At 66.1% G+C, this 12,598-nt stretch carries 14 protein-coding genes; 10 read left to right on the forward strand and 4 right to left on the reverse strand.

Going from position 1 to position 12,598, the window contains the following annotated elements:
- The first annotated feature begins 70 nt into the window (after positions 1 to 70).
- From NV382_RS12270 to NV382_RS12280, 3 genes are all read left to right on the forward strand, one after another.
- Positions 71 to 910 (forward strand): CDP-alcohol phosphatidyltransferase family protein, encoded by an 840-nt coding sequence (locus tag NV382_RS12270; protein WP_260597024.1) that lies wholly within the window; start codon positions 71 to 73, stop codon positions 908 to 910.
- 63 nt (positions 911 to 973) lie between these two features.
- Positions 974 to 2,068 (forward strand): inositol-3-phosphate synthase, encoded by a 1,095-nt coding sequence (locus tag NV382_RS12275; protein ID WP_260597025.1) that lies wholly within the window; start codon positions 974 to 976, stop codon positions 2,066 to 2,068.
- A gap of 8 nt (positions 2,069 to 2,076) precedes the next feature.
- Positions 2,077 to 2,784, forward strand: coding sequence for a phosphocholine cytidylyltransferase family protein (locus NV382_RS12280; RefSeq protein ID WP_260597026.1), 708 nt, complete (start codon positions 2,077 to 2,079; stop codon positions 2,782 to 2,784).
- 299 nt (positions 2,785 to 3,083) lie between these two features.
- Here NV382_RS12280 and NV382_RS12285 read toward each other — a convergent pair whose 3' ends face one another.
- A complete protein-coding gene (locus NV382_RS12285) occupies positions 3,084 to 3,434 on the reverse strand; it encodes a response regulator (protein WP_260597027.1) in 351 nt (116 codons plus the stop codon).
- A gap of 320 nt (positions 3,435 to 3,754) precedes the next feature.
- Here NV382_RS12285 and NV382_RS12290 point away from each other — a divergent pair, with 320 nt between their 5' ends.
- Together NV382_RS12290 and NV382_RS12295 are read left to right on the forward strand one after the other, a co-directional pair.
- Positions 3,755 to 5,170, forward strand: coding sequence for a DEAD/DEAH box helicase (locus tag NV382_RS12290; RefSeq protein ID WP_260597028.1), 1,416 nt, complete (start codon positions 3,755 to 3,757; stop codon positions 5,168 to 5,170).
- Between the two features lie 98 nt (positions 5,171 to 5,268).
- Positions 5,269 to 5,535 (forward strand): hypothetical protein, encoded by a 267-nt coding sequence (locus NV382_RS12295; protein WP_260597029.1) that lies wholly within the window; start codon positions 5,269 to 5,271, stop codon positions 5,533 to 5,535.
- Positions 5,536 to 5,652: 117 nt separating this feature from the next.
- On the opposite strand, the gene NV382_RS12300 is transcribed toward NV382_RS12295, so the two are convergent.
- On the reverse strand, positions 5,653 to 6,318 hold the full coding sequence (locus NV382_RS12300) for a nitroreductase (protein ID WP_260597030.1): 666 nt from the start codon (positions 6,316 to 6,318) through the stop codon (positions 5,653 to 5,655).
- Positions 6,319 to 6,410: 92 nt separating this feature from the next.
- On the opposite strand from NV382_RS12300, the gene NV382_RS12305 reads away from it, so the two are divergent.
- The 3 genes from NV382_RS12305 (at position 6,411) to NV382_RS12315 (ending at position 9,018) form a co-directional block, all read left to right on the forward strand.
- On the forward strand, positions 6,411 to 7,580 hold the full coding sequence (locus tag NV382_RS12305; RefSeq protein WP_260597031.1) for an acetyl-CoA C-acetyltransferase: 1,170 nt from the start codon (positions 6,411 to 6,413) through the stop codon (positions 7,578 to 7,580).
- Between the two features lie 118 nt (positions 7,581 to 7,698).
- Positions 7,699 to 8,478 (forward strand): SDR family NAD(P)-dependent oxidoreductase, encoded by a 780-nt coding sequence (locus NV382_RS12310; protein WP_260597032.1) that lies wholly within the window; start codon positions 7,699 to 7,701, stop codon positions 8,476 to 8,478.
- Between the two features lie 105 nt (positions 8,479 to 8,583).
- Positions 8,584 to 9,018: an acyl-CoA thioesterase gene (locus NV382_RS12315; RefSeq protein WP_260597033.1), complete on the forward strand. Its 435-nt coding sequence runs from the start codon at positions 8,584 to 8,586 to the stop codon at positions 9,016 to 9,018.
- A gap of 142 nt (positions 9,019 to 9,160) precedes the next feature.
- Here NV382_RS12315 and NV382_RS12320 read toward each other — a convergent pair whose 3' ends face one another.
- Together NV382_RS12320 and NV382_RS12325 are read right to left on the reverse strand one after the other, a co-directional pair.
- The gene (locus NV382_RS12320) at positions 9,161 to 9,943 is read right to left on the reverse strand and encodes a crotonase/enoyl-CoA hydratase family protein (RefSeq protein WP_260597034.1); all 783 of its coding nucleotides are present in this window, start codon (positions 9,941 to 9,943) and stop codon (positions 9,161 to 9,163) included.
- Positions 9,944 to 10,084: 141 nt separating this feature from the next.
- Positions 10,085 to 11,617, reverse strand: coding sequence for an acyl-CoA synthetase (locus tag NV382_RS12325; RefSeq protein ID WP_260597035.1), 1,533 nt, complete (start codon positions 11,615 to 11,617; stop codon positions 10,085 to 10,087).
- A gap of 117 nt (positions 11,618 to 11,734) precedes the next feature.
- On the opposite strand from NV382_RS12325, the gene NV382_RS12330 reads away from it, so the two are divergent.
- The gene (locus NV382_RS12330) at positions 11,735 to 12,175 is read left to right on the forward strand and encodes a PaaI family thioesterase (RefSeq protein ID WP_260597036.1); all 441 of its coding nucleotides are present in this window, start codon (positions 11,735 to 11,737) and stop codon (positions 12,173 to 12,175) included.
- On the forward strand, positions 12,175 to 12,555 hold the full coding sequence (locus tag NV382_RS12335) for a PaaI family thioesterase (RefSeq protein WP_260597037.1): 381 nt from the start codon (positions 12,175 to 12,177) through the stop codon (positions 12,553 to 12,555). The genes NV382_RS12330 and NV382_RS12335 overlap by 1 nt, the downstream gene beginning before the upstream one ends.
- Positions 12,556 to 12,598: the final 43 nt, after the last annotated feature.

A 12,598-nucleotide genomic window follows, 5' to 3' on the forward strand; every position in this document is an offset into this window, starting at 1 on the left:
CGCCCGGTCGCATCCTGCAGCGCATGCACCGCTTGCGAAAATATCGATAAAACGGCATGATGACAGCCCGATGACTATTCCACCGCCCGACGGTTCGCGTGACAGGCGGATAGAGGATTCCACCAATCTCTGGCTGATCCATCCGGTTTCGCGTGCGTTGCTGCCGCCGGCGCTGCGCCTGGGCGTGTCGGCCAACATGGTTTCCTTTGCCGGCCTGGGCTTCGGCATCGCCGCCGCTTTCGCTTATGCGCATTGGCACGACGCGCTGGCGGTGACGATCGGGCTGCTGCTGTCGATCTGCTGGCTAATCGCCGACGGGCTGGACGGGATGGTCGCGCGGGCGACCAAGACCGCGTCGCCTTACGGCCGGCTGCTCGACGGGCTGGTCGATCACGGCGTGTTCACCCTGATCTATCTCGTGCTGGGCTTTTCGGTCGGCACGCTGGAGGGCTGGACACTGGCGATCCTCGCCGGCGTCGCGCACATCCTGCAGGCGAGCCTGTTCGAGGCGGAGCGCGCGCGATTCCACCGCCGGGTACGGGGCGACAGCGGCGCGGCGCCGCCGCCGCGGACAGGCGGCGTGCTGGAGAAGCTGTATGACGGCATCTCGCATGGCATCGATCGGCTGGCCGATCCGTTCGACCGGGTGCTGGCGCGCAGTGGCGATCCGGCGCGGTTCGGCGCCGAATACGGCACCCGCGCGGCACCGGCGATGAAGCTGATGTCGCTGGAAAGTGCCAATATGCGGGTGGCGGCGATCTTCCTTGCCTGCCTTGCCGGCGACCCCCGCTTCTTCTGGTGGTTCGAGATCGTGCCACTCACGCTCTTGCTAGCAGGTACCTTGTTCTGGCATCGGCGCGTTGAAGCGGCGCTGATGCACCCTGCGGGGGCTTCCACCGTCAATACATAGACTAGCGGCCGGCATGCGGCCGCAACCGCCAAGCATTCAAGAGTCGAAGGATCCACTCCAGCCATGAATACCATCAACGTCGCCGTGATCGGCATCGGTAATTGCGCCAGTTCGCTGGTCCAGGGCCTAGCTTTCTACCACCAGGGCCAGAACGATCATGTCGGTTTGATGCATTGGGACCTGGGCGGCTACAAGCCGAGCGACATCAAGGTCGTCGCGGCATGGGACGTGGACACGCGCAAGGTCGGCGTCGACGTGGCCGAGGCGATCTTCGCCAAGCCCAACTGCACCGCGATCTTCTGTGCCGACGTGCCGAGCACCGGCGTGAAGGTGAAGATGGGCCAGGTGCTGGACGGCGTTGCCGAGCACATGGCCGATTACAAGGACGACCGGACCTTCATCGTTTCCAACGAAGCGCAGCCGAGCAAGGCCGACGTCGTCGCCGCATTGCGCGATAGCGGTGCCGACGTGCTGATGAACTACCTGCCGGTCGGCAGCCAGAAGGCGACCGAATTCTACGCCGAATGCGCGATCGAGGCCGGCGTCGCCTTCGTCAACAACATCCCGGTGTTCATCGCCAGCGACGAGGCCTGGGCCAAGAAGTTCACCGATGCCGGCGTGCCGATCGTCGGCGATGACATTAAGGCGCAGCTGGGTGCGACGATCGTCCACCGCGTGCTGACCGACCTGTTCGCCAAGCGCGGCGTGAAGCTGGAGCGCACCTACCAGCTCAACACCGGCGGCAATACCGACTTCCTCAACATGTCGAACCATCGCCGGCTCGAATCGAAGAAGATCAGCAAGACCGAGGCCGTGCAGTCGGTCGCCGCCGAGCGCATGGATGACGACAACGTGCATATCGGCCCATCCGATTACGTGCCGTGGCAGAACGACAACAAGGTCTGCTTCCTGCGCATGGAAGGCACGATGTTCGGCGGCGTGCCGATGAACCTGGAAATGCGCCTGTCGGTCGAGGACAGCCCCAATTCGGCCGGCGTCGCGATCGACATGATCCGCTGCGCCAAGCTCGCCAGCGACCGCGGCATGGCCGGACCGATCCACCCCGCCTCTGCCTATTTCTGCAAGCACCCGCCGGTGCAGATGACCGACGATCTGGCACAGATCGCGGTCGAAGACTTCATCGCCGCCGCCGCCTGATCGGCCCCGTGTCGCGCATCGACACCTGCGTGCTGCTCGCGGCGGGCGCGGGCACCCGCCTGCGCGACGCCGCCGAATCGAAGCCCTTGTGCCGCGTGGCGGGCAAGCCGTTGATCGACCATGCGATCGAACGTCTCGCCCGAGCGGGCATCGCGCGCGTGATCGTCACCACCGGATACCGCGCGGAGGATGTCGAGGCGCATCTTGCCGCGCGGCGCTGGCCGGTGGCGGTGGAGTCGGCGCGGACGGACGATTGGCGCCAGCCCAACGGCGTGTCGGCGCTTGCCGCCGCGCCGTTGCTGGAAGGCCGCGAGACGCTGCTCGCGATGTGCGATCACCTGGTCGATCCGGCCTTGTATGCCAGGATGGCCGATGCCGGTGCGGGCGATGGCCTGCGGCTCGGCATCGACCGGCGGCTTGGCCACGCCTGGGTGGATTCGCTGGACGTCACCTGCGTCGCCACCCGCGGTGAGCGGATCGTGGCGATCGGCAAGGAATTGGAGCCGCACGATTGCTATGACACGGGTGTGTTTGCGGTCGGCCCGGCTTTCTTTGCCGCATTGAGCAGCCTGGCGGCGCCGTCGATCACCGATGCGGTGCGCGCGCTGATCGCCGAGGACAAGGCGTGGGCGGTGGATTGCAGCGATCTCGACTGGATCGACGTCGACGATGCCAAGGCGCTCGCCGCGGCAAATGCCTGGGCGTTGGTGGCTTAGCGGGCAGTGTTTGGGGCCGGGGTACGCGGTTCCTGCTCTACACCGTCACCCCGAACTTGTTCGGCGGCTGTACCGCTCGACCAAGTAATCCACCGTCATCCCCCGCGCAGGCGGGGATCCATATACTCGAAGGTCTGCATTTCAGCCGCTAAGCCGGCCACTATGGATCCCCGCCTTCGCGGGGATGACGAACCATGTCTGAAAGGGATAGTTGCCGACTTATTTCGGGGTCCACCAAGCGGACTGAGGTGCAAGAGATTGGTCCCTCCCCACGGGTAGGAGTGAAGTCCGGATATCCGTCAGTGGTTCCGGGCAACGTGGAATGCGGCGCGGACCTGGGCGTCGCTGGCGGGTTTGGCCAGGATCTGGTCCTCGGCGAGACACGGGCGGCAGGCGCCGGGTGTCGCGGTGATGAAGATCACCGGCATCGCGCCCATTTCGTACTGAATCGTCGCCACCGCTTGCGGCCCGGTGCCTTCGCGCAGCATGACGTCCGAGGTGATCACATCCGGACGTTGCAGGCGCGCCGCGGCAATGGCTTCCTGCTGCGTTTCGGCGAAGGCGAACGTCGTCGCGCCGGTGGCGCCGAGGATGTCCTGCAGGTCGAGCGCTATCAGTGCCTCGTCTTCGATGATCAATACGTGGCACACAAGCGACGCCTCCTTAATTTGGATCAACGTGCCAAGTTGTTATATGGGTACAGCGCTAACCACATTTCTTTTGCCTACCAACATGTTGCGTGGAACGGCTTGGTTGAACCAGCGTTGCCCGGCGATATTGACATTTTGCAGCGCAGCATGCATATGGCGCCCATCGAGGCGTCATGCAGCGTGATTGGAACTCCGGTTCCGGCTCCGCCTCGGTCGTTAGCAAACGGGCTTCCCATTTCACGCGGGGTGTCATTCTCCCCCGCCATTCGTGCGTCCGCTCCAGCGGCGTGCGCCGATGGCCACTCAGGCTATTAAACCACATGAATTTCGCACAACTCGGCTTGGCCGAACCTTTGGTCCGCGCGCTCGAAGCGAAGGGCTATACCACCCCCACCCCGATCCAGGCGCAGTCGATCCCGACCCTGCTGCAGGGCCGCGACCTGCTCGGCATCGCGCAGACCGGCACCGGCAAGACCGCAGCCTTCGTGCTGCCGTCGATCCAGCGCATGGTCGAGGCACCCAAGCAGATCCACCCGACGCATTGCCGCATGCTCGTGCTTGCGCCGACGCGCGAACTGGCCAGCCAGATCGCCGACAGCGCACGTGACTATGGCAAGTTCAGCAAGATGGGCGTCGCCACCGTGTTCGGCGGCACCAGCATCAACAAGAACCGCCAGGACATGGCCCGCGGCGTCGACATCCTGGTCGCCACGCCAGGCCGTCTGCTCGACCTGATCGAGCAGCGCTTCGTGAGCCTGGCGATGCTGGAAATCCTCGTCCTCGACGAAGCCGACCAGATGCTCGATCTCGGCTTCATCCATGCGCTGCGCAAGATCGTCCGCATGCTGCCCAAGCAGCGCCAGACCCTGTTCTTCTCGGCGACGATGCCCAACGCCATTCGCGAGCTGGCCGACCAGTTCCTGAAAGAGCCGGTGACGGTCAAGGTCGCGCCGGTATCGACCACCGCCGAGCGCGTCGAGCAATACGCCACGCACGTCAACCAGGGCGAGAAGCAGGCATTGCTGACGATCCACCTGCGCAATCCCGAGATCGAGCGTTGCCTGGTGTTCACCCGCACCAAGCATGGCGCCGACCGCGTCGTGAAGCTGCTCGGCCATGCCGGCATCGCCGCCAACGCGATCCACGGCAACAAGAGCCAGCCGCAGCGCGAGCGCGCGCTGGGCGAGTTCAAGGCCGGTAAGGTCAAGGTGCTGATCGCGACCGACATCGCCGCACGCGGCATCGACGTGTCGGGCGTGTCCCACGTGTTCAACTTCGAGCTGCCCAACGTGCCCGAGCAGTACGTCCACCGCATCGGCCGCACCGCGCGTGCGGGCGCCAGCGGCGTGGCGATCAGCTTCGTGGCAGATGACGAGAAGAGCTACCTGCGCGACATCGAGAAGCTGACGCGCGTCAAGCCGACGATGATGCCGCTGCCGGAAGGCTTCACCGCCGAAGCCGCCAAGATCAAGGCTGATCGCCCGGCCGGCGCGGACGACGATCGCCGTCGCGACGAATCGGGCCGCCACCGCGCCCCGCCGCGCGCGACGCATGCCGCACGCCCGACGGGTGCGCGTCCCGAAGGTGGTGCCGGCCGTCCTGCCGGTGGTGGTCGCCCCGGCGGCCCGGTCCGCCCGGGTGGCGGTGCGGGTCGTCCATCCGGTCCTGGTGGTCCGCGTCGCCAGGGTTCGGGTGGCGGCGGTGGTGGTGGCCGCCGGTCGCCTGCCGCCGGCTGATATCCCATTGCTCCTGTTCCTCCCCCATGGGGGAGGAATTAGGGATACAGACCAGCTACAATATGTTCTTCTCCGAGTAACCAAGGAGGAGCTCCACGATGGATATCGCGCATACACCCGCCGTCGAGCGTATTGCTCGCGTGCTGACGGGCATGTTGGTCAGCGCCAATGGCGAAGGCGACAATGCCTCGGCCAGCGATCTGGTCGATCGGCTGTGGCGCGACCATGTGCCCGATGCGCTGTGCGTGCTGAGGACGCTGCGCGAGCCATCCGAGGCGATGGCGGCGGCGGGCGATGTCGCAGTGTGGGAACGCATGATCCTGGCGGCGATCAAGGAAGCCGAGAAGCCGATGGTCGTGCTGTGACTTGATCCTCTCCGGATCGGGAGGGTAGCAGTGGCTGACGGGGGGCTTCCCCAGGCGCTACGATGCCGGCCCACCCCCTCCACCACTTCGTGGTCCCCCTCCCCGTGCCGGGGAGGATTAGGGGTGTATCGTCAGCCACTCGTCTTCGGGGGCGCGGTCGCTGCGCAGGCGGTTCGCAGGTTCGGTTACATCCTCATAGCCCATCGCCATGCCGCAGAAGAGCATCCGCTCTGACGGCGTGCCAAGGAATGCGGTGACCGTCTCGGGATAGATCGCCCAGCATTCCTGCGCGCAGGTCGCCAGCCCCGCCTCCACCGCGAGCAGCATTACGGTCTGCAGGTACATGCCGAGATCGGCCCATTGCGGCGGCCCCATCTGCCGGTCGACCGTGCAGAACAACGCTGCCGGGGCGCCGAAGAACTGGAAGTTGCGCGCGAACCACATGCGCCGCGCCGCCTTGTCCTCACGCGGGATGCCGATCTCGGCATACATCGCCTCGCCCACGCCGAAGCGGCGATCGCGGTAGGGCGCGGTCAGGTCGCGGGGATAGACGTCATAGGCCGGCGTCTCGGTCTCGCCCGCCATCAGCTTGGCCATCATCAGCGCCTTGAGCGCAGCGAGCGACTCGCCCGAGACGAGATCGACATGCCAGGGCTGGAGATTGCCGCCCGTCGCGCTGCGCGCCGCCTGCACCGCGATCGCATGCAGCAGCGCCGGATCGACCGGCGAATCGAGATATCCGCGTACCGACCGACGTGCCGCTACGGCTTGCGTGACGTGCATATGCGCCTCCTCCATCCGGTCCAGACCCTTGCCCAGCGCCCGCGATTGGGCAAGAAGAGGTTGCAAAGAAGAACTGATCTAGGAGAGTCGAAATGGCCGAAGCCTATATCGTCGAGGCCGTGCGCACCGCCGGCGGCAAGCGTGGCGGCAAGCTCGCCGGCTGGCATCCGGCCGACATGGGCGGCGCCGTGCTGGACGCGATCGTCGAGCGCAGCGGGATCGATCCGGCATCGGTCGAGGACGTGATCATGGGCTGCGTCAGCCAGGGCGGCGAACAGGGCTTCCAGGTCGGGCGCGGCGCAGTGCTCGCCTCCAAGCTGCCCGAAAGCGTTCCGGCGGTATCGATCGACCGGCAATGCGGCTCCAGCCAACAGGCAATCCAGTTCGCCGCGCAAGCCGTGATGTCCGGCACGCAGGACGTGGTGATCGCCGCCGGCGTCGAATCGATGACGCGCGTGCCGATGGGATCGACCGGCATGCTGTTCCACAAAGCAGGGCTCGGCCATGCCAAGTCCAAGCGGCAGGAGGAGCGCTATCCCGGCGTGCAGTTCAGCCAGTTCATGGGCGCGCAGATGATCGCCGACAAATACGGGTTCACGCGTGACCAGCTCGACCGATATGCGCTCGAATCGCACCGTCGTGCGGCGGCGGCGACCGAGCGCGGCGACTTCGCGCAAGAGATTGTCGGGCTGGAGATCGAGACGCCCGAGGGCGAGGATCGCCACCTGACGGACGAAGGCATCCGCTTCGACGCGACGTTCGAGGGCATCCACTCGGTCAAGCTGCTGCAGGAAGGCGGCGTGATCTCGGCGGCCAACGCGTCGCAGATCTGCGATGGCGCGAGCGCGGTGCTGGTGGTGAGCGAACGCGCGCTGAAGGAGCATGGCCTGACGCCGCTCGCGCGGATCCACAATCTGACCGTGACCGGGGGCGATCCGGTGGTGATGCTGGAAGAGCCGCTGTTCGCCACCGACAAGGCACTGAAGCGTGCCGGCCTGACGATCCAGGATATCGACCTGTACGAGGTGAACGAGGCGTTCGCGCCGGTACCGCTGGCTTGGCTGCAGCATACCGGCGGTGACCATGCCAGGCTCAACGTCAATGGCGGGGCGATCGCGCTGGGGCATCCGCTGGGAGCAAGCGGCACGAAGCTGATGGCGACGCTGGTGCATGCGCTGCACAAAAGCGGCGGGCGCTACGGTTTGCAGACGATGTGCGAGGGCGGCGGGCTGGCCAATGTGACGATCGTCGAGCGGGTCTAGCCAAACCGCAAGCCGTCACCCCGGACGTGTTCCGGGGTCCACTCATCTACCGGTGCTTTGCCAGCGAGGCGCGGTGGACCCCGGAACAAGTCCGGGGTGACTAAGGAGCAGGAATATCATGGATGTGAACGGTAAATCGGCCATCGTCACTGGCGGTGCCTCGGGCCTCGGCGAGGCTACCGCGCGGGCACTTGCCGCAAAGGGTGCGAAAGTCGCGATCTTCGACTTGCAGCGGGACAAGGGCGAGGCGGTTGCGGCCGAGATCGGCGGCGTGTTCTGCGAGGTGAACGTCACCTCGGACGAGAGCGTCGATGCCGGCTTCGCCAAGGCGCGCGCGGCGCATGCGCAGGAAGCGGTGCTCGTCTGTTGCGCCGGCACGGGCAATGCGATGAAGACCGCCAGCCGATCCAAGGAAGACGGCAGCATCAAGCATTTCAGCCTGGAGGCGTTCAACTGGCTGGTGCAGATCAATCTGGTCGGCACGTTCCGCTGCGTGGCGAAGTCGGCGGCGGGCATGCTGACGCTGGAGCCGGGTGCCGAGAACGACCGCGGCGCGATCGTGATGACCGCCAGTGTCGCGGCCGAGGACGGGCAGATCGGGCAAGCGGCCTATTCGGCGTCGAAGGGCGGTGTCGTCGGCATGACGCTGCCGATCGCGCGCGACCTGATGAGCGAAGGCATTCGCGTCAACACGATCCTGCCGGGCATCTTCGACACGCCGTTGATGCAGGGCGCGCCGCAAGCGGTGAAGGACAATCTCGCCGCTTCCGTCCCCTTCCCCAAACGGCTCGGCCATCCGGCGGAATATGCGCAGCTGGCGCTGGCGATGATCGAGAACCCATATTTCAACGGCGAGGACGTGCGGCTTGACGGCGCGATCCGCATGGCGCCGCGCTGATCAAGAAAGCACAATGCACCGTTCGTTTCGAGCGACGCCGAGAAACCTGTACTTGGCGGCGGCTTCTCGACTAGGCTCGACGCGAACGGGTGGAGGTTGAAGAAGATGGCTAGACCAGAATCCTGGCGGCTCGACCCCGCCAATTACCCGCACCGCGAGGTGATCCAGACCCGCTTCCAGGATCTCGATCCGCTCGGCCATATCAACAACGTGGCGATGGCGGGACTGTTCGAATCCGCGCGGGTGCGCTTCAACCGTGCGCTGGGGCTGGCCGGGTGGCACGGCCATCGCTGGCTGGTGGCCAACATCACCCTGAACTATCTGCACGAGGGGTTCTTCCCCGACGATGTCGAATTCGCCACCGGCATCGGCCATATCGGTACGCGCAGCTGGCACATCCTGGCGGCGGGATTCCAGAAGGGCGAATGCATCGCCACGTGCGATGCGGTGATCGTGATGAGCGGCGGTGCCGGCGCCACCGCACTGGCACCCGATTTCCGCGCCGGGCTGGAGGCGAACCGGGTGACGATTCCAGTTTAGGCGACGAACGGGTATCTCTCGTTCCCCCGCGAATGCGGGGGCCCCGGGCAAATAGCGCCGGCGTTTGGAACCCTGGGCTCCCGCTTTCGCGGGAGAACATGATGGAACAGTTCCGGGGTGAGGTCGCGCTACGAGCCGAAAATCAATCCACGAACACCGCAGGCCGCTTGCCCATGTTCGCCGCCACCGCTTCCATCATGTTGGGCTTGCCGATGACCTTCAGCTGCTCCTCGGTCTCGGCGACGAGCATCGCGCGCGGATCGGCATCGTGCGCCAGGTTGCACAGCCGCTTGGCGCCGCGGATCGCGTGCGGGCTGCGCCCGGCGATCAAAGTGGCGAGCTCCATCGCCGCAGCGTGCGGATCATCCGCCAGGCGCGTGACGAAGCCGTGCTGCAGCGCCTCCGCCGCATCGAACTCGCGCGCGGTGTAGACGAGCTCGCGCAGCACGTCGTCGCGCACCAGGCCGCGCCAGATCGGGAAGCCGGCCATGTCGGGCACCAGGCCCCAATAGGTCTCGCGAATGGCGAAGCGCGCGTCCGGCGCGGCGATGCGGATGTCGGCGCCCGACATGATCTGGAAACCCCCGCCCATCGCCACGCCGTGCACCGCGGCGATCACCGGCATGGGCAGGTTGCGCCAGCCCCAGGTGACATGCTGCGGCAGGATACTACCCTGATCGTTGCGCGGATCGAGCGCCAGGCCGGAGCCGCCCGCCGCCATGCTCGCCATGTCGAGCCCGGCGCAGAAGGCGCGGCCTTCGCCAGAGAGCACGACGCAGCGCACGTCCTTGCGCGTGGCGAGCTGATCGATCGCCGCGCCGATGCCCTCGAACATGGCAGGATCGATCGCGTTCATCTTGTCGGGCCGGGTGAGCCGGACGTCGGCGATGTGATCCGTGACGGTGATCGATACGCGGTCGTTCATCTTTCTCTTCCTCCGACGCCGTTCGTGCTGAGTAGAGACTGAGTAGCCCGAAGGGCGTAGCGAAGGCTCGTTTCGAAGCACCTGTCCTTCGATACGCGTCTTCGACAAGCTCAGCCGCTACTCAGGACGAACGGCTGTGGTTTATACAATCCTGCTGCCCGTCTCACCCCAATAATGATCGCGCAGCAAGCGCTTGTAGAGCTTGCCAGTCGGGTGCCGCGGCAGGTCGGCGGCGAAGTCGATTTGCCGCGGGATCTTTACGCCGGACAGTGCGGTGCGGCACCATGCCGTCAGTTCGGCCGCGAGATCGTCGCCTGCTTCGTCCATGTCGACCGGTTGCACCACTGCGACCACGCGCTCGCCCATGTCGGCATCGGGCGCGCCGATCACCGCCACGTCGGCGACGCGGGGATGGGTGATCAGGCGGTTCTCGATCTCCTGCGGGTAGATGTTCACGCCGCCCGAAATGATCATGAAGCTCTTGCGATCGGTGAGGTAGAGATAGCCGTCGGCATCCATCCGCCCGATATCGCCGAGCGTCGTCCAGCCCAGCGCGTGCCGCGCCTCGGCCGTCTTGGCCGGATCGTTATGATATTCGAACGGCGTGCCGCCGGAAAAATAGACCAGCCCCTCCTGCCCCGGCGCAAGCTCGGCACCCTGATCATCGCAGATGTGCAAGGCGCCATAGGCCGCCCGCCCGACCGACCCGGGATGCGCGAGCCAGTCGGGCGAATCGATCGCGGTCAGCCCGTTTCCTTCCGACCCGGCATAATATTCGAAGAGCACCGGCCCCCACCAATCGATCATGGCCTGCTTGACCGGCACGGCACACGGCGCGGCGGCGTGAATGGCGACCTTCAGTGTCGAGAGATCGTGCGCGCGGCGCTCCGCCTCGCTCAGTTTCAGCATGCGGACGAAGTGCGTCGGCACCCATTGGCTGGCGGTGACGCGGTAGCGCTCGATTGCGGCGAGCGCGGCCTGCGGCTCGAAATGCCGCATCATCACCACCGTCCCGCCCAGGCGCATCACCGTCATCGACCAGCGCAAGGGCGCGGCATGATAGAGCGGCGCGGGGCTGAGATAGATCGTGTCGGCGCCAAGGCCGTACAGCCCGACCGCCAACTGCATCAGCACGTTGGGCGCGGCGATCGCCGGATCCTCGGGCAGCGCGACACGCACGCCCTTGGGCCGCCCCGTCGTTCCCGAGGAATAGAGCATGTCGACGCCGGCGCGCTCGTCGGCGATCGGTGTCGCGGGCATCGCCGATACGGCCGTCGCCCAATCCTCCCACGCAGCGATCGGCCCGACCGCCAGCGCGCTGCGCCCGCCAAGATCGATCTTTTCTGCCACGGCGGCGAGCGCCGCGGAGGCGATCAGCAGCGTGGCGCCGGAATCCGCGAGGATATACTCCACCTCCGGCGCGGTCAGCTTGGCGGGGATGCACACGTAGAACAGCCCGCTGCGCTGCGCGCCCCAGGTCAGATCGAAATATTCGGGGATATTGTCGAGGAACAGGGCGATCGTGTCGCCCGGTGCCAGGCCGCGGGCACGGAACAGCTGCGCCGCGCGATTCGATCGCGCCTCGAGCGCGGCATAGCTGACGGTCTCACCGGTTTCGGCGACGATCAATGCAGGCTTGTCAGGCGTCGCGCGCCCATGGACGCTGGGATGCATCCGCCTCTCCTAGGTTGTCTTTTGCAACCCGAAGCTAGCTCGGTCGTGATGGCCGGGCAATGGCGCACGTTGCGTCTGCCCCGCGCCTGTGTAGACGCTGACGCCATGAGCACTGCGATGACCACACCGCCCGCCTTCGTCTTCGACCCCGAACGCTTTCTGAAGAATGGCGCGGGCGGCCATGGGCGGCATCTCGGCCTTGCCTATCACGCGCACGGGCCCAACTGGCTGGAAATGGCATTGCCTTACGACACCCGGCTGATCGGCGATCCCGACAGCGGCGTGATCGCTTCGGGCCCGATCCTGTCGATGATGGACATGGCGGCGAGCATGTCGGTGTGGCTGAAGCTCGATAACTTTCGCCCGCACGCGACGCTCGACCTGCGCGTCGATTACCTGCGCCCGGCGACGCCCGGCCAGACGGTGTTCGGCCGCGGCGAATGCTATCGCATCACGCGCTCGATCGCGTTCGTGCGCGGCCAGGCGCATGACGGCGATCCGGGCGACCCGCTGGCGCATGTCGCGGGTACGTTCATGGCGCCGGAGGGCTATTTCTGATGCTGCCGCCTTATGCCGAGACGCTGGGCCTCTATGCCGACCCGGAAGATGCGGAGAATTGCCGCCTGATCATGCCGTTCGAGGATGGCGTGCTCGGCCGGCCCGGCTTCCTGCACGGCGGCGCGATCAGCGGCCTGATGGAAATGGCGGCGATCGTCGCGCTGCGCCATGCGCTGGCCGATGACGGTGGCGGGCGCATCAAGCCGATCAACGTCACGGTCGATTTCATGCGCGGCGGGCGCGACAAGCTGACCTACAGCCGCGGCATCGTCACGCGACTGGGCAATCGCGTGGCGAACGTCGAGGCGACGGCATGGCAGGACGACCCAGCCAAGCCGATCGCGGCGGCGCGGATGAACTATCTGGTGGTGCGGTCTTAACCCCGGGCTGCCAAAAAGCGCCGTTCGTCCTGAGTAGCGGCTG

It is taken from the genome of Sphingomonas endolithica (assembly GCF_025231525.1).
Lineage (GTDB): Bacteria > Pseudomonadota > Alphaproteobacteria > Sphingomonadales > Sphingomonadaceae > Sphingomonas > Sphingomonas endolithica.